Consider the following 19731-nt stretch of genomic DNA (forward strand, 5'->3'; position numbering starts at 1 on the left):
GGGGAGCCCGGCTGGCGCGGGCTCCCGGTATCGAGGGAGGGCTCAGGCGAAGACGAAGTACTTGCGCACGGTTTCCACCACTTCCCAGGTGCCTTTCATCCCGGGCTCCACCACGAAGATATCGCCGGCGCGCAGGTGGATGGGGTCGCGGCCGTCCGGGGTGATCACGCAATAGCCTTCCTGGAAATGGCAGTACTCCCACTTTTCATAGGCCACCCGCCATTTGCCCGGGGTGCAGATCCAGGTGCCCATGATCTTGCTGCCATCCTCGCTGGTGTAGGCGTTGAGGTTGACGGTGTGCGGATCGCCCTGGAGTTTTTCCCACTTGCAGGCGTCGAGCACCGGCAGCGGATGAGTGTCGCGAAGAACGGTGATGGGTTGGGACATGCTGTGCTCCTAGCAGGCAGAGAACTGAAGCCGCACCCTATAGCGCCTGGCGGGCAGGGGGTTGTCTGTACTCGACCTCGGGGTATCCAGAAGCGCAGCGCCGGCCCCGAGTCGAGGTGACTGGGCGCAGGGCCGGGAAGAGGCGTGGCGATTGCAAGATTCATTCGGCAAACAGGGCTTTGTTAGCAGTAATTGCGAAATATCCGCGACTGCCCGAGTTATTTCGCAAGAATCTTTACCGGTTTCGCTCGTATCATTCAGCTCGGAGTGACCTAAGAGCCGCACGAATGGAAAATACACCACGCTGGTGGGATATCAGCCCGCCGTTGAGTACCGCAACCCCGACCTGGCCGGGAGATACGCCGTTCCAGGAGGAGCGCGTCTGGCAGTTCGGCCCCGAGTGCCCGGTGAATGTCGGGCGGGTGACCCTGTCGCCCCACACCGGTGCCCATGTCGATGCGCCCCTGCATTACCGGCCGGACGGCCTGCCCATCGGTGAAGTATCGCTGGATGTCTACATGGGCCCGTGCCGGGTCCTGCACTGCCTGGACAGCGGTGCTCTGGTGCAGCCCGAGGCGTTGCTCGGGCGCCTCGAAAACTTGCCTGCGCGAGTGTTGCTGCGTACTTATCCACAGGCTCCGCTGAGTGCCTGGGACCCGGACTTTACTGCCGTTGCTCCAGCCACTGTCGAGCTGCTGGCCAGCCTCGGCGTGCGCCTGATCGGCATCGACACCCCGTCCCTCGACCCCCAGCAGTCCAAGACCATGGACGCCCACAACACCGTGGCCCGCCATGGCATGGCGATCCTCGAAGGCGTGGTTCTCGATGAGGTTGCCGAAGGCGACTACGAACTGATTGCCCTGCCACTGCGCTTCGCTCACCTGGACGCCAGTCCGGTGCGGGCGATCCTGCGCCCCCTGGCCGATTCATTCCTACAATAAATACACAGCTGGCCCTTCGCGCCGTTGTGCATCCCGATCCGGGCTGCGCAGCCAGCGATGGGCAACCGCTGCCTGAGGCGAGGAGCCCACGCGATGAGCCAATGTCCCTTTTCAAGCAATCCGCCGGCTGAGTGGCATAACGCCGAGCTGAATTTTTCCGACTCCATGAGCTACGGCGACTACCTGGACCTGGGGCGCATCCTCAGCGCCCAGCATCCCCTGTCGCCGGACCACAACGAGATGCTCTTCATCATCCAGCACCAGACCTCGGAGCTATGGATGAAGCTGATGCTGCACGAGCTCAAGGCGGCCCGCGAGCATGTGCGCCAGGGCCAGTTGCCGCCGGCGTTCAAGATGCTGGCGCGGGTTTCGCGGATTTTCGATCAACTGGTGCACGCCTGGGCGGTGCTGGCCACCATGACGCCGTCCGAGTACAAGTCGATCCGGCCTTACCTGGGCCAGTCCTCGGGCTTCCAGTCGTTCCAGTATCGGGAGATCGAATTCATCCTCGGCAACAAGAGCGCGGCCCTGCTGCGGCCCCATGCCCATCGTCCCGAACTGTTGCAATCGCTGGAAGCGTCGATTGCCACCCCGTCCATGTATGACGAGGCGATTGCCCTGATGGCCCGCAGCGGCTTGAGCATCGACCCTGCGCGCCTGGCACTGGACAGCACCACCACGACTCAGCATGACCCGTCGGTGGAAGCGGCCTGGCGCGAGGTCTACGCCAACCCTTCGGCCTATTGGGACCTGTACCAGTTGGCGGAGAAGTTCATCGACCTGGAAGACTCCTTCCGCCAGTGGCGCTTTCGCCATGTGACTACGGTGGAGCGCATCATCGGCTTCCAGCCCGGTACCGGTGGTACCGAGGGCGTGGGCTACCTGCGCAAGATGCTCGACACCGTGCTGTTTCCCGAACTGTGGCGAGTGCGCTCCTCGCTCTGACCCGAAAACGCCCCGCCTGCCGGGGCGTTTTCATGTGCCTGCCGGCGTCTGACTCCCTGAGACCCTGGTGCGGCCGCTGCCGCAGACTGCGATCGGCAGCGCAGCAGACGCGTTCTTGAGGTCTGGAAGGTCCTCCGGACCTTATCGCAGCCTGCGGCAGCGGCTACAGAGGTCGTTAGAGAGCAGCGGGCGCTGGCGGCAGTTGCGCTCTGGGGATAAGGTGGCCGCCTTCGGTGCACCATTTTTACTCTCTAAGGCAGACCACATGTCCCGGACCTTCGAGCTTGAAACCCTCAAGATGCGGCTCAGCGATCCTGAGTTCCGCCCTCTGGACCTGCACCAGCGCATCCAGCGCGCCTTGCGCGGGCTGATCCTCGACGGCGCCCTGGGCCCCGGCGTGAAGCTGCCGGCGACCCGGGCCCTGGCCAAGTCGCTGGCGGTATCGCGCGACACCGTGGAAAACGCCTATGTGCAGTTGCAGCGCGACGGTTTTGTCCTGCGGCGCAAAGGCTCGGGGAGCTATGTCTGCGAAACCATCGGTGCCCAATTGCGTGGCCCGTCCCGCCGGCGCCAGCTCCAGCAGGGGTTGCCGGCCCACAGCCCGGAACCGGGAGCGGGCCTGAGCCGGCGCGGCGCGGCACTGTTGGCGCGGGGTGGGGTCAGCGATCAGCAGGCGGTCACGGCCTTCGCTACCGGTTTGCCGGAAACCCGCAGCTTCCCGCTGGAGGTCTGGGAGCGCCTGCAACGCCAGGCATTGAAGGATTACCGTGCCAGCGTGCTGCTGCATGGCGATCCCCAGGGCGCGCTGCCCCTGCGCAAGGCGATTGCCGCCTACCTCAACCTGGAACGCGGGGCCAAGGTGCAGCCCGAGCAGATCCTGGTGCTGAGCAGCACTCGCCAGGCGCTGTTCCTGTGCGCGCAACTGCTGGTGGACGCCGGCAAGCCGATCCTGATGGAGAACCCAGGCTACTTCGGCGCGCGCAAGGCCTTCGAGGCGGCCGAGGCGCGGATCGTGCCCATTGATGTGGATGGCCAGGGCATCCGCACCGACCTGTTGCGAGCCGACCGCAGCGGCGCCCGCTGTGTCTATGTGACGCCCTCGCACCAGTACCCCACGGGTGCCACCCTGTCCCTGGAGCGCCGCCTGGAGCTGACCCGCTGGGCCGCCGAGCACGACCGATGGATCATCGAGGACGACTACGACAGCGAGTTCCACTACGAGGGCCTGCCCACCGCCTGCGTCCAGGGCCTGGACCCGTTTCGGCGCACCCTGTACATCGGCACCTTCAGCAAGACTCTCTATCCGGGCTTGCGCATGGGCTACATGATCCTGCCCGCCGAACTGGTGGGGGCCTTCAGCAGTGCCCGCAGCATCATGGACGGGCACACGCCGCAGATCCTCCAGCTGACCCTGGCGCGGTTCATGGAGGAGGGGCACTACAACGCCCATGTACGGGCCATGCGCAAGCTCTACGCCGGGCGCCGGCAGGCCATGCTCGAGGCCATAGGCCGGCATTTGCCGGGCATTGCCAGGGCCTTGCCGCCACCCGGCGGGTTGCAGGTCCCGTGTCTTCTGGAGCCCGGCTGGAGCGAGGAGCTGACCCAGCAACGCGCGGCCAGGGCTGGCATCCAGTTGCCGGGGCTCAGCCGGCTTTATGCGGGCGAGCAGAAGCAGCAGGGCTGGCTATTGGGCTATGCGTCCCTGAGCGCCCATGAGATCGAGGCGGCGATGGCGCGTCTGGCCCAGGCCCTGGGAAAGGCCTAGCCAGCGGCCTTTTTCCAGCGCCGGCGGTCAGGGCTTGGCGCGTTCCAGTGCCAGGGCGCTGCGCGGGCCCAGGATCAACAGGTGCACGGTCAGCCCGGCAACCAGCCCCCAGAAGGCACCACCGATCCCCAGCAGAGTGACGTTGGCGGCAGTGGCAAGGAAGGTGATCAGCGCGGTTTCCCGAGTGGCCGTATCGGCCATGGCGTTGGCCAGGCTGCCGCCGATTGCCCCCAGCAATGCCAGGCCGGCCAGGGTGGTGATAAAGGCCTTGGGCAAGACCATGAACAGGGTCGCCAGGGTGACCCCGAAGGTCCCCACCAGGATGTAGAAAACGCCGCAGGCGATACCGGCGATATAGCGTTTGCCCGGGTCCGGGTGGGCATCCTCGCCGGTACAGATCGCCGCGGTGATCGCCGCCACGTTGAATGCGTGAGCGCCGAACGGCGCCATGATCAGCGAGCCCAAACCGGTGACCGTGAGCAGCGGGTTGGCGCTGGTCTGGAAGCCGTCATTGCGCAACACCAGCATGCCCGGCATGTACTGGCCGGTCAGGGTGATGACGAACAGTGGCAGGGCCACGCCGAGCAAGGCCGACACGGAGAACTGTGGCGCAGTGAACAGGGGGGCGGCGAAGCTCAGGTGCACGCTGGCGAAGTCGACCCGCTCCTGGACGATCAGCAACGCCAGGCCGATGAACAGGATGCCCACCACGGCAAAGCGTGAAGTGAAGCGCCGCAGCACCGCATAGGACAGTACCAGCACGATCACCAGCAGTGGATCGGCACTCGCGCCGCCAAAGGCGTTGATCCCGAACTGCAGCAGGATGCCTGCCAGCAAGCCAGCCGCGATGCCCTTGGGAATCAGGCGCACCAGCTTGTCGAAAGCCCCGGACCCGCCCAGGACGATGAACCCCAGGGCGCAAACCAGGTAGGCGCCGATCACCTCGGCATAGGGCGTGAAGGGCATCACCGTGGCCAGGAAGGCCGCCCCGGGGGTAGACCAGGCGGTAATGATCGGCGCCCTGTAGCGCAGGCTCAGCCATATGCCGCTCAGGCCCACGCCCAGGGACACGGCCCAGACCCAGGAGGTGGTCTGGGCGGGTGTCAGCCGGGCCAGTTCAGCGGCCTGGAACACCAGGATGAAGGTCCCGCCATAGTTCACCAGCACTGAGATCAGTGCCGCCACGGTGGGAGAGAAGATATCGGCCGGTCTAAGGCCTGTCGCGGTTCTGTTCATAAGCCACTCTCCGTCAAGGAACAGGCTCCCTGGCCCAAACGCCGGGAGAGGCCCGATTCTAGGTAACGGATGGACTATCGTTTCGAGCCACATTCTTGTTTGCTGGCAGACCACTTTGGCGGCGCCGACAAAAAAGCCCGGCCTTGGATAAGGCCGGGCTCGGGGGTGTGGCGTGAACCTGTGGGCTTAGCGCAGGGCGGGTTGCGAAGCTTTTTTCGCCCGGCTCAGGAGGTAGAAGCCCCAGATCACCAGGACCCACACCGGGATCGCGTACACCGAGGCACGGATGCCGGGGATCATCCACATCACGCCGACGATCATCACCATGAAGGCCAGGCACAGGTAGTTGCTCAGCGGCGACCAGAAGGCCTTGAACGAAGGCACCACGCCCTGCTCGGCCATGGCCTTGCGAAAGCGCAGGTGGGTCAGGCTGATCAGCGCCCAGTTGATCATCAATGCGGCCACCACCAGGGCGAACAGCAACTCCAGCGCTTCATGGGGCGCCAGGTAGTTGACCAGCACGCAGAGCAGGGTGATCAGCGCGGAAATGCCCAGGGCCAGGATCGGCACGCCCTGCTTGTTGAGCTTCATCAGCGCCTTGGGTGCGTCACCCTGTTCGGCCAGGCCATAGAGCATGCGGCTGTTGCAGTACACGCCGCTGTTGTACACCGACAGCGCCGCAGTCAGGACCACGAAGTTGAGGATCTGCGCTGCGGCATCACTGCCGATCAGCGAGAAGATCTTCACGAACGGGCTGCTGCTGTAGGCGTCGCCGCCAGCGTTGAGGCTCACCAGCAGTTCGTCCCACGGGTACAGCGACAGCAGCACCGCCAGGGCGCCGACGTAGAAGATCAGCACCCGGTAGACCACCTGGTTGATGGCCTTGGGAATGACCTTGCGCGGTTCGGCGGCTTCGGCGGCAGTGATGCCCACCAGTTCCAGGCCGCCGAAGGAGAACATGATGAAGGCCATGGCCATCAGCAGGCCGGTGCCGCCGTTGGGGAAGAAGCCGCCGTGTGACCACAGGTTGCTCACCGAGGCCTGGCTGCCGCCGCTGCCGCTGAACAGCATGTAGCAGCCGAGGACGATCATGCCGACGATGGCCACTACCTTGATAATGGCGAACCAGAACTCGGCCTCGCCGAAGAACTTCACGTTCATCATGTTGATCAGGTTGACCAGCACGAAGAACACCGCGGCGCTGACCCAAGTGGGGATCTCCGGCCACCAGAACTGCACGTACTTGCCCACCGCAGTGAGCTCGGCCATGCCCACCAGGACATACAGCACCCAGTAGTTCCAGCCCGCGAGAAAGCCGAAATAGCCGCCCCAGTACTTGTGCGCGAAGTGGCTGAAGGAACCGGCCACCGGCTCCTCGACAATCATTTCCCCCAGCTGGCGCATGATCAGGAAGGCAATGAACCCGGCAATCGCGTAGCCCAGGATCATCGAAGGTCCGGCGGACTTGAGAACCCCGGCCGAGCCGAGGAACAGTCCGGTGCCGATCGCCCCGCCCAGGGCGATCAGCTGAATATGGCGGTTCTTCAAGCCACGCTTGAGTTCACCCTGCTTCAAGGTTTGATCCACTAATGTGCGCTCTCTTCTAGTTGTTATCAGGATCGATCGGGGTCGATCACGGCGAATGCTGACGGGATCAGATATTACTCTCGGTGAACCGCTCGTAATACAGCTGAACGCGGTTAAGTTGCTGTTCTTGCAGCCAGATCCGGATCGAGTCGACCATTGGCGGCGGCCCGCACACATACATGTCGGTGTCCTGGTCCCGCAGTTCGCTGCTGTCGAAGTGTTCGCTGATGTAGCCGCGCTTGCCCGGCCAATCCGGGTCGGTGTCGCTGATCACCGGGGTGAAGCGAAAGTCCGCCAGGCGTTCGCCATGGGCCTGGATCCGCTCCAGCTCGCACAGGTCGCGGCTGTGGCGCACGCCGTAGTACAGGTGCACCGGCTGCTGGCAGCCCTGCTCGACGATCTGTTCGAGCATCGCCAGCAGGGCCGAGAGCCCGGTGCCACCGGCCACCAGGATCAGCGGACGGCTGATCTGGCGCAGGTAGAAGGCCCCCAGCGGCGCCTCCAGCTGGAGGGTGTCGCCCACCAGGCAGCGCTCGCGGATGTAGTTGCTCATCACCCCGTCGGGCAGCAGGCGGATCAGGAACTGCAACTGGTTGTCCGCCGCCGGCCGGTTGGCGAAGGAGTAGGCCCGGCTAGTGCCGGTGCCGGGGATGCTCAGGCGGGCGTACTGGCCCGGGAGGAAATCCAGTGGCGCCTGATGGCCGCTCAGGTCCAGGTGGAGGATGGCGGTGCTTTCGGACACCTGGCGCACGTCGATCACCGAGCCCTGCAACTGCACCGGGTCGGCGCTGTGGCACAGGCTGGAGTCGAAATCGAAATAGAACGCTGCGTCGGACTGCACCCGGGTCTGGCAGGTGAGCATCTTGCGCTGTTCCAGGTCCTGGGCGCTGAGGGCTTCTTCGTCCACATAGTCCTGGCTGTACTGGCCGGACTCGCAACGGCCCTGGCAGGTGCCGCACACCCCTTCGCGGCAGTCCAGGGGGATCTTGATGCCGTTGCGCAGGGCGGCGTCGAGCAGGATTTCATTGGCCTTGACCGGGAAGAACAGGGTCTTGCCGTCGGCAAAGCTGAACGCGACCTTGTGCGTCATGGGAGAACTTCCGTGGGTCAGAGGTGATAGAAATCGAGCACCGAGTTGATCGTGTCGTTGAGCAGCAGCACGTGCTTGCGCTGGATCAGCCAACTGTCGCCCTGGGGCTTGAGGTCGTAGGTGGCGTGGCCGTAGAACTCCTCGGAAGTGGCCAGGCGATAGAACAGCGTGTGCCAGTTCAGGCGTACCCGCAGCAGGCCGTTGTCGCCCTCGGCAATGCGCAGGTTGCTGACCATGTGCAGGGTGCGCGGCATGGGAATGGTCGAGGCCGCCTTGCCGGTGCGCAGGCGGAATACCCGGTCCTCCAGCCCCGAACGGTTGGCGTAGTAGATCAGCGACATCTCGCGTTTCGGGTCCCGGGTGTAGACGTGTTCCGAGTCCCACTGGGGCAGGTGGAACTCGCTGTCCACGGCAAACAGTTGCAGGTAGGCGTCCCAGTCCTGGGCATCGCAAAGCTCGGACTTGCGATAGAAGAATTGCTCGATCTGGTACTGCAATTGCGCATTCATGCTTACACCTCACGCAGTTTCAGGGGCCGGCGCTGCAGGCCGTCGAGGAGGAATTTCTGCCAGTTCTGGTGCTGGTTGACGTACAGCCCCTCATGGGTGATCTCGGTGCCGGTCATGGCCGGCTGGATGCCCAGGTTCTCGCTGTTGGCGGTGGGCCCGCTGACCCAGTGCTGGCGCCCGCGGGAGATGTCGCTCCAGCGCTCCAGGCGCCCCTGGAAGCCGCGCTGGGCCTCGCGGAACTCCACCAGGTCGTCCGGCGTGCCCATGCCCGAGACGTTGAAGAAATCCTCGAACTGGCGGATGCGGTTTTCCCGGTCGGCGTCGCTCTCGCCCTTGACCCCGATGCACTGGCTGATGATCTCGGTCTTGTTCCAGGCAATGGGGCGGATGATCCGCAACTGGGAACTGATCTGGTCGAGGAAGAACAGGCTGGGGTAGATGTTCAGGTTGCGCAGGCGGTGCATCATCCACTCGGCCTTGGCCTGGCCGTGCTCGGCCACCAGGCGCGGCATGATGCTGGCGTAGCCGGAGCGCACCGCCGGGTTGGGCATTTCGCTGAACAGCACGCTGTGGCCGTTCTCGAAGGCGAACCAGCCATCGTCGGTGCTGGCGTCGCCGGCGCCGAGCTTGCTGTAGTCCAGGGTGGCGCTGCTGCCGGCGCCGCTGTCGGCGTTGACCTGCTGGCGGTGCTGCACCGTGGCCACGTAGTTGTAGTGCACGGTGCTGACGTGATAACCGTCCAGGCCGTTCTCGTTCTGCAGCTTCCAGTTGCCGTCGTAGGTGTAGGCGGACTTGCCCGGCAGCACCTCCAGCTCACCGTCGGGGGACTGGGCGACCATCATGTCGAAGAAGATCCTGGCGTCGCCGAGGAAGTCTTCCAGGGAATTGTCGGCGGCCACGTCCAGGCTGATGAAGACGAAGCCCTTGTAGCTCTCGATGCGGGCCTTCTTCAGGCCGCGGGTGGCCTTGTCGAAGCCCTCGTCGTATTCCCCTGGCGCCTTGACCTTCACCAGGCGCCCGTCGCTCTTGTAGCACCAGGCATGGAAGGGGCAGGTGAAGGTGGACTGGTTGCCCTTGCCGACCCGGGTCAGGGTGGTGCCGCGGTGCTGGCAGGCGTTGACCAGGGCATTGAGCCGGCCCTCGCCGTCGCGGGTGATGATCATCGGCTGGCGCCCGGCGCGCATCGTGATGAAGTCGTGGTTGTTGGGCAGCTCGCTTTCGTGACAGGCGTAGATCCAGTTCTTCTCGAAGATCAGCTCCATCTCCAGGTCGAACAGCTCGGGTTCGGTGAACATGTCCCGGGCGATACGGAACACCCCGTCCGCGGGACGAAAGTCCAGGCAGCTGCCGATGAAGTCTTGCCACTGCTCGACGTTTCTTGCACCACTCATGAGTCGGTACCTTTTTTATTCAGGCCAATCGGGTGCAGTCATTAGAGAGAGGGGAGGGGGCCTGCGGCTATCCGCTTAGTCGGCCAAGGTCATCCACAAAATTGCCCGTTCCCGGCAAGGCATGGAGCAGCAGGCCCCTGGGTAGCATCTACCCAGCATCGTGCAGGCAAGCGATGGATGGCTGCCTGTTGGTGCGCTGATCGGCTACTGTGAGCGCAGCCAATGAGAGTGATGGGGCCCGGTTATCCACTTAGTCGACGATTGCTATCCACTGGGTTGGCAGCGCCGTCGGCTGGCGCAAAACTTGCCCTGTCATACAAGACGCGCCGTCAGAGCGCGCTGAATAAAAATTGCCGTGGGTGCGCCGTGATGAATAGCAAGGCTGATGGGCAGTTTCGCGAGATTCGTATCGATCGCTTTGACCTTGAAGGGGCCAGGAACTGGATGGCGGGAATCTGTGGGCCTCACCGCCTGGAAACCGCCAACCCCGAACGCATTCGTTTCCACCACAGTGCCAACGTGCTCAGGTCCCGTTCCACGACCCTGGGCATCATCGAGTACGGCACCGATGTGGTGGTGGATATCCAGGACACCGAGCGCTTCAGCAGCTACAGCCTGAGCCTGCCGTTGTGCGGCGAGCAGGAACTGAGCAAGGACGGGCGCCTCTTGCGCTCGGACCGCGGCCAGGGGGTGATCATCGCCCCCAACGAAAGCCAGGTGCTGGCCATCTCCGGAGACTGTCGCAAGCTGCAGGTGGTGATTTCCCGGCCGGCCATGAGCGAGGCCCTGGAGGGCCTGTTGCAGCGCCCGGTGCTGGAGCCGCTGCGTTTCGAGCCCGGCATGGATGCGCTGCACGGTGCCGCCGCGGCCTGGTGGCGCATGGCGCAGCATTTCATCGGCGAACTGGCCCAGGGCAACGAGCTCTATGAACAGCTGGCCTTCACCCGGGAAATCGAAAGCTCATTGATCAAGGGCCTGATCCTGGCCCAGCCCAACAACTACTCCAGCGAGTTGCGGGCGATGCTCGGGGTCAAGCTGCCCCACTATCTGGTACGGGCCCGCCAGCACTTGCATGAACATGCCCGCGAGACCGTGCACCTGGAAGACCTGGAGGCCGCCGCCGGCGTCTCGCGCTTCAAGCTGTTCGAGGCCTTTCGCAAGTACTTCGCCCTGTCGCCCATGGCCTACCTCAAGCGCCACCGGCTCAATGGCGTGCGCCAGGAAATACTCGAGCACGGCTCGGCGCGCAACATCTCGGAGATTGCCCTGGGCTGGGGCTTCACCCACCTGGGGCGGTTCTCCGCCGAGTACCGCAAGCTGTTCGACGAAACCCCGAGCGTCACTGCCCAGCGTCACCCCGCGCGGCGACCGGCCGGGTTCTAGGACGGCTTACTTGCGCTGCACCAGGTCCAGCAGGCTGTTCTGTTCCTTGATCTTCTGCAGGACGATTTCCGAGCGGATGTCGGTCACGCCCGAGGCGCGGTTCAGATGGTTGACGATGAAATCCGAGAAGTGCTTGAGGTTGCGCGCCTGGATGCGAAGCACGTAGTTGCTGGCGCCGGTGATCACGTAGGCGGCCACCACTTCCGGCCACTGCTGGACCTTGCCGATAAAGGTCTCGTGCCAGCCTTCCACGTCCTGGCGCAGGGACACGTGGACGATCGCCTCCAGCTCGATGCCCAGGCGCTCGGCATTGAGCTGGGCGCGATAGCCGCTGATGATCCCCTCCGTTTCCAGCAGGCGCAGGCGGCGCAGGCAGGCCGAGGGCGAGAGGGCGACTTTCTCCGCCAGTTCCTGATTGCTGATACGCCCGTCCTGTTGCAGGAAGTAGAGGATGCGCAGGTCCGTGGAGTCGAGGGTCATGGTTGGCATAAATCCGCGTTTTTTATTGGAGGATTAGAATTTTATTCGAGATTAGTACGACAGCGCGCTGCACTTTGCACGAAAATTCTCCCGGCCTTCGTCCATTATTTCTCAAGTTTTCGGGTTTCCAGGACCCCGTGCCCGGCCCCTTCCGGTGGGCATGACATTGACCAAGACAGGACTGCCAATGATCGATAAAAACCACTGCCTGCGTCTCGATGAACAGGACCCCCTGGCGCCACTGCGCCAACAGTTCAGCCTGCCCGAAGGGGTGATCTACCTCGATGGCAACTCCCTTGGTGCCCGCCCCGTGGCGGCTGCCGAGCGGGCCCGGCAGGTGATCGAGCAAGAGTGGGGCGAGGGCCTGATCCGCAGCTGGAACACGGCCGGCTGGCGTGACCTGTCCCAGCGCCTGGGGGATCGGCTGGCGCCGCTGATCGGTGCGGGTGCTGGTGAGGTGGTCATCACCGATACCACTTCCATCAACCTGTTCAAGGTCCTCAGCGCCGCCCTGCAGGTCCAGGCCGGACGTGCGCCCCAGCGGCGGGTGATCGTCTCCGAAAGCAGCAACTTTCCTACCGACCTGTACATAGTCGAAGGCCTGACGCAGCTGCTGCAGCAGGGGTACTCCCTGCGCCTGGTGGACAGCCCGGAACAACTGCCGGCGGCCATCGGCCAGGACACCGCGGTGGTGCTGCTGACCCACGTCAACTACAAGACCGGCTACATGCACGACATGCAGGCGACCACCGGGTTGATCCACGAGGCGGGCGCCCTGAGCATCTGGGACCTGGCCCACTCGGCCGGCGCGGTGCCGGTGGACCTGGGCCGCAGCGGCGCCGACTACGCCATCGGCTGCACCTACAAGTACCTCAATGGCGGCCCCGGCTCCCAGGCCTTCGCCTGGGTCGCTCCGGCGCTCTGCGACCTGGTTACCCAGCCGCTGTCCGGCTGGTTCGGCCATGCCCGGCAGTTCGACATGGCCACCCGCTACGAGCCTTCCAGCGGCATTGCCCGCTACCTGTGCGGCACCCAGCCGATTACCTCTCTGGCCATGGTCGAATGCGGCCTGGAAGTCTTCGAACGGACCGACATGCAGAGCCTGCGGCGCAAGTCCCTGGCGCTGACCGACCTGTTCATCGAACTGGTGGAGCAGCGCTGCGCCGGTCACGAGCTGAAGCTGGTGACCCCGCGTGAGCATGCCAAGCGTGGCAGCCACGTGAGCTTCGAGCACCCCGAAGGCTACGCGGTGATCCAGGCCCTGATCGCCCGGGGCGTGATCGGCGATTACCGCGAGCCGCGGATCATGCGTTTCGGCTTCACTCCGCTGTACACCCGCTTCAGCGAGGTGTGGGACGCGGTGCAGATCCTCGGTGAAATCCTCGACCAGAAAACCTGGGCCCAGGCGCAATTCCAGGTGCGCCACAGCGTGACCTGAGACGTGTTTCACCCCCTGGTTGCCGCCCTGTGCGGCGACCAGGCCAGCGGCACAAGGACGGGCCGTCACAACGATTTATACGTGCACACAACAATAAAGAGGCACTCAAAGTGACCACCTCCAACAAGGGTTTCGAAGCGATATCCAATCGCGAGCACGGCCTCAGGCGGCAGTTGACCGCCGGCCAGATGAGCATGATCGCCATCGGCGGGGCCATTGGCACCGGGCTCTTCATGGGCAGCGCCTACGCCATCGGTTATGCCGGCCCCAGCGTGCTGCTGAGCTACGCCATCGGCGCGTTGATCACCCTGATCCTGATGGGCTGCCTGGCGGAAATGACCGTGGCCCATTCCACCTCCGGCTCCTTCGGTGCCTACGCCGAGTTCTACGTCAGCCCGCTGGCCGGCTTCCTGGTGCGCTATGCCTACTGGGCGGCCATCGTGCTGGCGGTGGGGGCCGAAGTCACGGCCATCGCCATGTACATGAAGTACTGGTTCGCCAACGTTCCGGAGTGGGTGTGGATCATCTCCTTCTCCAGCGTGCTGATCGTGCTCAACGGCATCAGCGTGAAGACCTTCGGCAACTTCGAATACTGGTTTTCCACCATCAAGATCGCCGCCATCGTCGGCTTCATCATCCTGGCGGTGTACGTGGTGTTCGGCTCTGGCAACCCCGACTACGGGCTGCACAACTACAGTGCTCACGGCGGCTTCTTTCCCAACGGTTTCGAAGGCATGTGGATTGCCGTGATCGTGTCGATCTTCAGCTACCTGAGCGTGGAGATGATCGCGGTGGCGGCGGGGGAGGCCAAGGACCCGCAACGCGCGGTGAAACAGGCCTTTCGCGCCACTATCGTGCGCCTGGTGGTGTTCTATCTGCTGACCCTGGCGCTGATGCTGGCCATCGTGCCCTGGGCCCAGGCCGGCAAGGCCCAGAGCCCGTTCGTCACGGTGATGCAGACCATCGGTATTCCCGGGGCCACCGGGGTGATGAATTTCGTGATCCTGATCGCCGCGCTATCGGCGATGAACAGCCAGCTCTACATCACCACACGGATGATGTTCAGCCTGTCCCGCGCCGGCTATGCGCCCAAGTCCATGGGGGCCCTGAGCAAGAACGGGATTCCGCTCAATGCCCTGCTGCTGTCCAGCTCCGGCATCGCCCTGGCGACCCTGGTCAACGTGCTGTACCCCGAGAGTTCGTTCACCCTGATGATGGCGATCTCGATGTTCGGCGCGATCTTCACCTGGTTCATGATCTTCCTCACCCACTACTGCTTCCGCCGCTATCACCAGCGCCACGGCGAGCAGCAGTTGTCGTTCCGCATGCGCCTGTTTCCCTACAGCACCCTGCTGGGGCTGGTGCTGATGGGGGCGGTGATGATCACCACCTTCTTCACCGAGGCGTTCAAGATGACCCTGGTGTTCGGGGTGCCGTTCCTGCTGTTGCTGACCCTGGTCTATTACCTGTGCTTTCGTAAGCCGCGGGTGGTCGCCGGCTTGTCGGAGGTCTGAAGCAAGGCCGCCCGGGCGGTCCTAGCGGCTGCCCAGGGGGCATTCCTCTCGCGCCTGTTGCAGGCTGGTCTCGAACAGCTCGAGCCGGCCCTGCAACTGCTGCAAATCCTCGATCTGCTGTTGCAGCTCGCGCTTTTTCTGCGCCAGGGCCGCCTGGGCCCGGTCCCAGGGGAAGGCCTGCCCCTGGTGGGTGGCGAACACCTGCTGCAGTTCCTTGAGCTTGAAGCCCAACTGCTGGGCGCACTTGATGAATATCAGTTGCTCGACGCTCTGCGCGTCATACAGGCGGTAGCGACCCTGGCGTGGCGCTTCGGGCAAGAGGCCGATGGCCTCGTAATGACGGATGCTCTTGACCGTGGTTCCGGACAGTTGCGCGGCTTGGCCGATGTACATGAAGGCTCCTTTTCCAGTACCGGGTCGTCGGGCGGTGGACGGCGTTGCGCATTATCCGGCGCTTTCACTGCCTGGCAAGCTGCTCCACTTGCAGCAGCCAGTCGGCCCGGCGTTCCTGGCTGGCGTCCAGCACCGGGCCGAAGGTCAGGGTGCGCAAGGGCTTGATGCCGCAGAAGGCCAGGGTGGTGCGGCGCATCTGCTGCAAGCCGGGCATGCGGTAGAACCAGCGGAAGTACCAGGGCGGTGTATCCATGGTCACCAGCAGGTGGGCGCTGCGGCCCTTTAGCAGTTGCTCCGGAAAGGCTTTGCCGGGGCGGTACTTGAAGGCGAAGCCCGGCAGCAGCACGCGATCGAGAAAGCCCTTCATCAGCGCCGGAATGCCGCCCCACCAGATGGGGAAGACCCAGGTCAGGTGCTCGGCCCAGAGGATGTCGGCCTGGGCCTGCTGCAGGTCTTCTTCCAGGGGCTGGATCTGGCGATAACCTTCGCGCAGCACCGGGTCGAAATGCAGGTCGCCGAGCCTGAGCTGGCGCACTTCATGGCCGGCTTCCTGCGCCGCTTTCACGTAGCGCTCGCTCAATGCCGCGCACAGGCTGTGGCGCGAAGGGTGGCCGAGAATCACCAGGATGCGTTTGCTCATTGCCGTGGTCCTTGAGGAATAAACCCCAAGGCTAAAGTCTGCCCCTAAGGGGAGAGTCAAGGCTCCAGCAGCGCACGGCACAAGCCCTGGGCATACAGGGGCAGGGCGTCGAAGTCGCGGGCGCACAGCAGCAAGCGGCGGCGTGCCCAGGCCTCGTTCAAGGGGCGGCTTTGCAGAGCCAGGTGCAGGTTGCGTTGCAGGGCCGCCAGGGGCACCAGGGCCAGCCCGGCGCCGCGGGCCACCATGCGCAGCACGGCGTCGAAGCCTTCGGCGCGGATGCGCAACTGCATGCGCCGGCCCAGGTGCAGGGCCTGTTCCTCCAGGTACACCGCCAGGGCGCTGTGGCTGGCCAGGCCGACATAGTCGTGGGCCAGGCTGTCGCTGAAGCTGGGGGCCGGCAGGCTACTCAAGGGGTGGTCCGGGGGCATCACCAGTACCAGTGGGTCGTCGCGAAAGGCCCGGGTCATCAGGCCCTGGGTGTCCACCGCGTCGGAGACGATCCCCAGGTCCGCCGCGCCCTGGCGCAGGGCGTGGGTGATGCGCTGGCTGGGCAGCTCCTGCAGCTCGATATCGACATGGGGCTGGCTGTGCAGGAAGTCTGCCAGCAGCTCTGGCAGGTACTCGCTGAGTGCGGTGGTGTTGCACAACAGGCGCACCTGGCCCTTGACCCCCCTGGCGTATTCGCCAAGGTCCTGCTGCAGGTGCTCGGCGTACAGCAGCAGCGTTCGTGCATGCTGGGCCAGGGCCTTGCCGGCGGCTGTCGGGCGGATGCCACGACGCCCGCGTTCGAGAAACTCGATGCCCAGCGAGGCCTCCATGGCGCGGATTCGAGCGCTGGCGGCGGCCAGCGACAAGTGGCTGCGAGCGGCACCGGCGGTGATGTTGCCGGCCTCCAGAATGTTCAGGTACAGGCGCAGGTCGATCAGGTCGAAGTGCATGGGGCATCTCTCGGGGAGCGTCATTTTTGTAGGAGCCGGCTTGCCGGCGAAGAGGCCGCGGGTTTTGCGCAAATCTCGAAATCGCTTTCGCTGGCAAGCCAGCTCCTACGGCGGTACGGGCAATAGGTTTTTGTATGTGCCTATTGCCGGGCAAGAGGCTGGCTCAGTATATGGCAGATTTTCAGCAGGGCGAGCAGGGCGCAGGATAGGCCCATGAACAGCTCGCTCGCGTTTTATCAGAATCTCGGAATGGCCCTTTCCCTGTTGGTGATCGGCACTTTTGTGCTGGCCGGCATGGTCAAGGGGGTGATCGGTCTTGGCCTGCCCACCGTGGCCATGGGCCTCTTGGGGTTGGCTATGGCGCCGGCGCAGGCTGCGGCCCTGCTGATCATTCCGGCGACCTTGACCAATCTCTGGCAACTGGCCTTTGGCGGGCATCTGCCGGCCTTGCTCAAGCGCCTGTGGCCGATGCTGCTGGCGATCTTTGCCGGCACCGCCGCCGGCTCCCTGTGGCTGGGAATCGACGCCGGGCATTGGGTAGTGCGGGGCTTGGGGGCGGCGCTACTGCTATATGCTCTGAGTGGCTTGCTGTTGCCGACCCTGCGAGTGTCGGCGGCCCAGGAACGCTGGCTGGGGCCGCTGTGCGGGCTGGTCACCGGGGTCATCACCTCGGCCACCGGAGTGTTCGTGATTCCGGCTGTGCCCTACCTGCAAGCCCTGGGGCTGAACAAGGATCAGCTGGTGCAGGCCCTGGGCCTGTCGTTCACCGTCTCGACCCTGGCCCTGGCCGGCGGCCTGCTGTGGCGCGGCGCCCTGGGCGGCGCCGAGCTGGGAGCCTCGCTGCTGACCCTGGCCCCGGCGCTGCTGGGCATGTGGCTGGGGCAGTGGTTGCGCCAGCGCATCAGCGCCCAGCTGTTCAAGCGGGTGTTCTTTGTCGGCATGGGCCTCTTGGGCGGGCACTTGCTGATCAGCGGCTAGACCTTTTGCTCAGCGGCCAGCCGCGGCCGGGCTGAGCATGTCGATGGCGCGGATCTCGAAGTCGCGCTCCAGGTAGTCCATGCGCGCGTCGAGGAACTGCTGCATGTGCGGCAGGCTGGAGTGGCTATCCAGCGCCTCCTGGGAAGCCCAGACCTCGTAGAAAATGAACAGGCTCGGGTCCTGTCGGTCCCGCAGCATGTGGTATTCGATGCAGCCTGCTTCAGCGCGGCTGGCGGCTACATGGCCGAGAAAGAACGCCTCGAAGGCATCAGCCCGTTCCGGGCGGGTCTTGGCGTGAAGGATGAAGGCCTGGGGTGTGGGCATAAGGAGCACTCTTGCTGATGGGGAGGTCGGCAAAAATTCTAAGGCAACAATCCACCACTGATTCGTGCGTTTGAGTCAAATGTATTTTGAACAACCCGGGCTTATTCTCCGGCCCTGGCCTGATTAACCTGCCGCCATCGTTTTCAATCTTTACAGCCCGCCGCCATCGATGCGCAACGGGTTGTTCCCGATGAGGCTGGATCATGAAAAAAGTACTGCTGCTCAATGGCGCCAAGCAATTCGCCCACTCCGATGGCCGCTACAACGCGACCCTGCACGACACTGCCCTGGCGGTGCTCGACCGGGGTGGTGTGGAGGTCAAGGTCACCCATATCGACGAGGGTTATGACATCCAGGAAGAAGTGGCGAAGTTTCTCTGGGCCGACGTGATCGTCTACCAGATGCCCGGCTGGTGGATGGGCGCGCCGTGGATCGTCAAGAAATACATCGACGAAGTCTTCACCGAAGGCCACGGCAGCCTCTACGCCAGCGACGGCCGGACCCGCTCCGATGCTTCGCAGAAGTACGGCAGCGGCGGCCTGATCCAGGGCAAGCAGTACATGCTTTCGCTGACCTGGAACGCCCCGCAGCAAGCCTTCGACGATCCCACCGACTTCTTCGAGGCCAAGGGCGTGGACGCGGTCTACTTCCCGTTCCACAAGGCCAACCAGTTCCTGGGCATGAGCGCCCTGCCAACCTTCCTCTGTGTGGACGTGATGAAACGCCCGAACATCGAAGGCGATGTGCAGCGTTACGAGGAACACCTCAAGGCAGTGTTCAATCTGCCGGGCTGAATCCGGCTACTATTGAGTGCCTTGAAATTCAGGGGCGATGTCGCCCCGCTGCCGCCAGAGGACTCATGTGAAAGCCCGATCCGACGAGTTGCAAGTCTTCGTCTGTGTCATCGAGTGCGGCTCGATTTCCGCCGCCGCCGAGCAGTTGGCCCAGACCCCTTCGGCGGTCAGCCGCAGCTTGTCGCGGCTGGAGGCCAAGCTCGATACCACGCTGATCAACCGCACCACGCGACGCATGGACCTGACCGAGGAAGGGCGCTACTTCTTCGAACAGGCCAAGCTGATCCTCGATCAGATGGACGAGCTCGAAGAGCGCCTGTCCTCGCGCCAGCGCAACCCGTCCGGGCGCCTGCGGATCAACGCCGCATCGCCCTTCATGCTGCATGCCATCGTTCCATACGTGGCCGAGTTCCGCAGCCTGTACCCGGATATCCAGCTGGAGCTCAACAGCAACGACCTGATCATCGACCTGCTGGAACAGAGCACCGACATCGCCATCCGCATCGGCGTGCTGGCGGATTCCACCCTGCATGCCCGCTCCCTGGGCTGCAGCCCGCTGCACATCCTCGCCAGCCCTGACTACCTGGCCCGCCACGGTACGCCGCAGAGCGTGGCCGAACTGGCCGGGCACACCCTGCTGGGCTTCACCCAGACCGAGACCCTCAACCACTGGCCGCTGCGCCATGTGCATGGCGATCGCTGGCAGATCCAGCCGGGCATCAGCGCCTCCAGTGGCGAGACCCTGCGCCACCTGGCGCTGGAAGGGCAGGGCATTGCCTGCCTGTCGCACTTCATGACCATCGACGACATCCGCGCCGGGCGCCTGCAACCGGTGCTGGCCTCGTTCAACAGCGGCTATCGCCAGCCGATCAACGCCGTGTACTACCGCAACTCGCAACTGGCCCTGCGCATCCAGTGCTTCCTGGATTTCATCCAGGGCAAACTGGCCGATTACGCCAACCCCGAGTTCCAGGGCTGAAGGCTCCCCCCATTCCCCG

At 64.2% G+C, this 19731-nt stretch carries 20 protein-coding genes; 9 read left to right on the forward strand and 11 right to left on the reverse strand.

Features of this window, described 5'->3' with window-relative positions:
• Positions 1-42 precede the first annotated feature (42 nt).
• On the reverse strand, positions 43-387 hold the full coding sequence (locus AC1RGE_RS10995; RefSeq protein WP_011059115.1) for a cupin domain-containing protein: 345 nt from the start codon (positions 385-387) through the stop codon (positions 43-45).
• 287 nt (positions 388-674) lie between these two features.
• On the opposite strand from AC1RGE_RS10995, the gene kynB reads away from it, so the two are divergent.
• From kynB to pdxR, 3 genes are all read left to right on the forward strand, one after another.
• Positions 675-1328: an arylformamidase gene (gene kynB / locus AC1RGE_RS11000; protein ID WP_011059116.1), complete on the forward strand. Its 654-nt coding sequence runs from the start codon at positions 675-677 to the stop codon at positions 1326-1328.
• Positions 1329-1421: 93 nt separating this feature from the next.
• Positions 1422-2273 carry a tryptophan 2,3-dioxygenase gene (gene kynA, locus AC1RGE_RS11005; RefSeq protein ID WP_011059117.1) on the forward strand — a complete coding sequence of 284 codons (852 nt, stop codon included), beginning with the start codon at positions 1422-1424 and terminating at the stop codon, positions 2271-2273.
• 265 nt (positions 2274-2538) lie between these two features.
• Positions 2539-4038, forward strand: coding sequence for a MocR-like pyridoxine biosynthesis transcription factor PdxR (gene pdxR, locus AC1RGE_RS11010; protein WP_011059118.1), 1500 nt, complete (start codon positions 2539-2541; stop codon positions 4036-4038).
• Positions 4039-4065: 27 nt separating this feature from the next.
• Here pdxR and AC1RGE_RS11015 read toward each other — a convergent pair whose 3' ends face one another.
• The 5 genes from AC1RGE_RS11015 to antA form a co-directional block, all read right to left on the reverse strand.
• A complete protein-coding gene (locus AC1RGE_RS11015; RefSeq protein ID WP_011059119.1) occupies positions 4066-5274 on the reverse strand; it encodes a benzoate/H(+) symporter BenE family transporter in 1209 nt (402 codons plus the stop codon).
• Positions 5275-5460: 186 nt separating this feature from the next.
• A complete protein-coding gene (locus AC1RGE_RS11020; RefSeq protein WP_011059120.1) occupies positions 5461-6861 on the reverse strand; it encodes an amino acid permease in 1401 nt (466 codons plus the stop codon).
• Between the two features lie 67 nt (positions 6862-6928).
• Complete coding sequence (gene antC, locus AC1RGE_RS11025; RefSeq protein ID WP_492584278.1) at positions 6929-7951, reverse strand: anthranilate 1,2-dioxygenase electron transfer component AntC; 1023 nt, start codon at positions 7949-7951, stop codon at positions 6929-6931.
• Between the two features lie 17 nt (positions 7952-7968).
• Positions 7969-8460, reverse strand: coding sequence for an anthranilate 1,2-dioxygenase small subunit (antB, locus tag AC1RGE_RS11030; protein ID WP_011059122.1), 492 nt, complete (start codon positions 8458-8460; stop codon positions 7969-7971).
• A gap of 2 nt (positions 8461-8462) precedes the next feature.
• Complete coding sequence (gene antA, locus AC1RGE_RS11035) at positions 8463-9851, reverse strand: anthranilate 1,2-dioxygenase large subunit (RefSeq protein WP_103407922.1); 1389 nt, start codon at positions 9849-9851, stop codon at positions 8463-8465.
• Positions 9852-10220: 369 nt separating this feature from the next.
• Between antA and AC1RGE_RS11040 the strand changes: the two genes are divergently transcribed.
• Positions 10221-11234, forward strand: a complete 1014-nt coding sequence (locus AC1RGE_RS11040; RefSeq protein WP_011059124.1) for an AraC family transcriptional regulator — start codon at positions 10221-10223, stop codon at positions 11232-11234.
• Positions 11235-11240: 6 nt separating this feature from the next.
• On the opposite strand, the gene AC1RGE_RS11045 is transcribed toward AC1RGE_RS11040, so the two are convergent.
• On the reverse strand, positions 11241-11714 hold the full coding sequence (locus tag AC1RGE_RS11045; protein WP_011059125.1) for an Lrp/AsnC family transcriptional regulator: 474 nt from the start codon (positions 11712-11714) through the stop codon (positions 11241-11243).
• Between the two features lie 187 nt (positions 11715-11901).
• Between AC1RGE_RS11045 and kynU the strand changes: the two genes are divergently transcribed.
• Together kynU and AC1RGE_RS11055 are read left to right on the forward strand one after the other, a co-directional pair.
• Positions 11902-13152, forward strand: a complete 1251-nt coding sequence (kynU, locus tag AC1RGE_RS11050; RefSeq protein WP_103289837.1) for a kynureninase — start codon at positions 11902-11904, stop codon at positions 13150-13152.
• Positions 13153-13262: 110 nt separating this feature from the next.
• Positions 13263-14666 carry an amino acid permease gene (locus tag AC1RGE_RS11055; RefSeq protein ID WP_011059127.1) on the forward strand — a complete coding sequence of 468 codons (1404 nt, stop codon included), beginning with the start codon at positions 13263-13265 and terminating at the stop codon, positions 14664-14666.
• 21 nt (positions 14667-14687) lie between these two features.
• Here the strand turns inward: AC1RGE_RS11055 and AC1RGE_RS11060 are convergent, their stop codons facing one another.
• The 3 genes from AC1RGE_RS11060 to AC1RGE_RS11070 form a co-directional block, all read right to left on the reverse strand.
• The gene (locus tag AC1RGE_RS11060; protein WP_019095167.1) at positions 14688-15059 is read right to left on the reverse strand and encodes a MerR family transcriptional regulator; all 372 of its coding nucleotides are present in this window, start codon (positions 15057-15059) and stop codon (positions 14688-14690) included.
• Positions 15060-15123: 64 nt separating this feature from the next.
• Positions 15124-15699, reverse strand: a complete 576-nt coding sequence (locus AC1RGE_RS11065) for an NAD(P)H-dependent oxidoreductase (protein ID WP_011059129.1) — start codon at positions 15697-15699, stop codon at positions 15124-15126.
• 56 nt (positions 15700-15755) lie between these two features.
• Positions 15756-16637 carry a LysR family transcriptional regulator gene (locus AC1RGE_RS11070; RefSeq protein WP_011059130.1) on the reverse strand — a complete coding sequence of 294 codons (882 nt, stop codon included), beginning with the start codon at positions 16635-16637 and terminating at the stop codon, positions 15756-15758.
• 213 nt (positions 16638-16850) lie between these two features.
• Between AC1RGE_RS11070 and AC1RGE_RS11075 the strand changes: the two genes are divergently transcribed.
• Positions 16851-17615 (forward strand): sulfite exporter TauE/SafE family protein, encoded by a 765-nt coding sequence (locus tag AC1RGE_RS11075; RefSeq protein ID WP_065364667.1) that lies wholly within the window; start codon positions 16851-16853, stop codon positions 17613-17615.
• A 9-nt stretch (positions 17616-17624) separates the two neighbouring features.
• On the opposite strand, the gene AC1RGE_RS11080 is transcribed toward AC1RGE_RS11075, so the two are convergent.
• Positions 17625-17939: a putative quinol monooxygenase gene (locus tag AC1RGE_RS11080; protein ID WP_011059132.1), complete on the reverse strand. Its 315-nt coding sequence runs from the start codon at positions 17937-17939 to the stop codon at positions 17625-17627.
• A gap of 203 nt (positions 17940-18142) precedes the next feature.
• On the opposite strand from AC1RGE_RS11080, the gene mdaB reads away from it, so the two are divergent.
• Together mdaB and AC1RGE_RS11090 are read left to right on the forward strand one after the other, a co-directional pair.
• Positions 18143-18733, forward strand: a complete 591-nt coding sequence (gene mdaB / locus AC1RGE_RS11085; RefSeq protein WP_041115830.1) for an NADPH:quinone oxidoreductase MdaB — start codon at positions 18143-18145, stop codon at positions 18731-18733.
• A gap of 67 nt (positions 18734-18800) precedes the next feature.
• Entirely contained in the window at positions 18801-19712 is a 912-nt protein-coding gene (locus AC1RGE_RS11090; protein ID WP_011059134.1) for a LysR family transcriptional regulator, read from the forward strand.
• Positions 19713-19731: the final 19 nt, after the last annotated feature.

The sequence above is a fragment of the Pseudomonas sp. GW823-FHT02C05 genome (assembly GCF_058797595.1).

Bases quoted from the DNA above. Each gene is read 5' to 3' on its own strand.
- AC1RGE_RS10995 (WP_011059115.1), bottom strand. From the start codon at position 387: ATGTCCCAACCCATCACCGTTCTTCGCGACACTCATCCGCTGCCGGTG.
- kynB (WP_011059116.1), top strand. From the start codon at position 675: ATGGAAAATACACCACGCTGGTGGGATATCAGCCCGCCGTTGAGTACC.
- kynA (WP_011059117.1), top strand. From the start codon at position 1,422: ATGAGCCAATGTCCCTTTTCAAGCAATCCGCCGGCTGAGTGGCATAAC.
- pdxR (WP_011059118.1), top strand. From the start codon at position 2,539: ATGTCCCGGACCTTCGAGCTTGAAACCCTCAAGATGCGGCTCAGCGAT.
- AC1RGE_RS11015 (WP_011059119.1), bottom strand. From the start codon at position 5,274: ATGAACAGAACCGCGACAGGCCTTAGACCGGCCGATATCTTCTCTCCC.
- antC (WP_492584278.1), bottom strand. From the start codon at position 7,951: ATGACGCACAAGGTCGCGTTCAGCTTTGCCGACGGCAAGACCCTGTTC.
- antB (WP_011059122.1), bottom strand. From the start codon at position 8,460: ATGAATGCGCAATTGCAGTACCAGATCGAGCAATTCTTCTATCGCAAG.
- antA (WP_103407922.1), bottom strand. From the start codon at position 9,851: ATGAGTGGTGCAAGAAACGTCGAGCAGTGGCAAGACTTCATCGGCAGC.
- AC1RGE_RS11040 (WP_011059124.1), top strand. From the start codon at position 10,221: ATGAATAGCAAGGCTGATGGGCAGTTTCGCGAGATTCGTATCGATCGC.
- AC1RGE_RS11045 (WP_011059125.1), bottom strand. From the start codon at position 11,714: ATGACCCTCGACTCCACGGACCTGCGCATCCTCTACTTCCTGCAACAG.
- kynU (WP_103289837.1), top strand. From the start codon at position 11,902: ATGATCGATAAAAACCACTGCCTGCGTCTCGATGAACAGGACCCCCTG.
- AC1RGE_RS11060 (WP_019095167.1), bottom strand. From the start codon at position 15,059: ATGTACATCGGCCAAGCCGCGCAACTGTCCGGAACCACGGTCAAGAGC.
- AC1RGE_RS11065 (WP_011059129.1), bottom strand. From the start codon at position 15,699: ATGAGCAAACGCATCCTGGTGATTCTCGGCCACCCTTCGCGCCACAGC.
- AC1RGE_RS11070 (WP_011059130.1), bottom strand. From the start codon at position 16,637: ATGCACTTCGACCTGATCGACCTGCGCCTGTACCTGAACATTCTGGAG.
- AC1RGE_RS11075 (WP_065364667.1), top strand. From the start codon at position 16,851: ATGAACAGCTCGCTCGCGTTTTATCAGAATCTCGGAATGGCCCTTTCC.
- AC1RGE_RS11080 (WP_011059132.1), bottom strand. From the start codon at position 17,939: ATGCCCACACCCCAGGCCTTCATCCTTCACGCCAAGACCCGCCCGGAA.
- mdaB (WP_041115830.1), top strand. From the start codon at position 18,143: ATGAAAAAAGTACTGCTGCTCAATGGCGCCAAGCAATTCGCCCACTCC.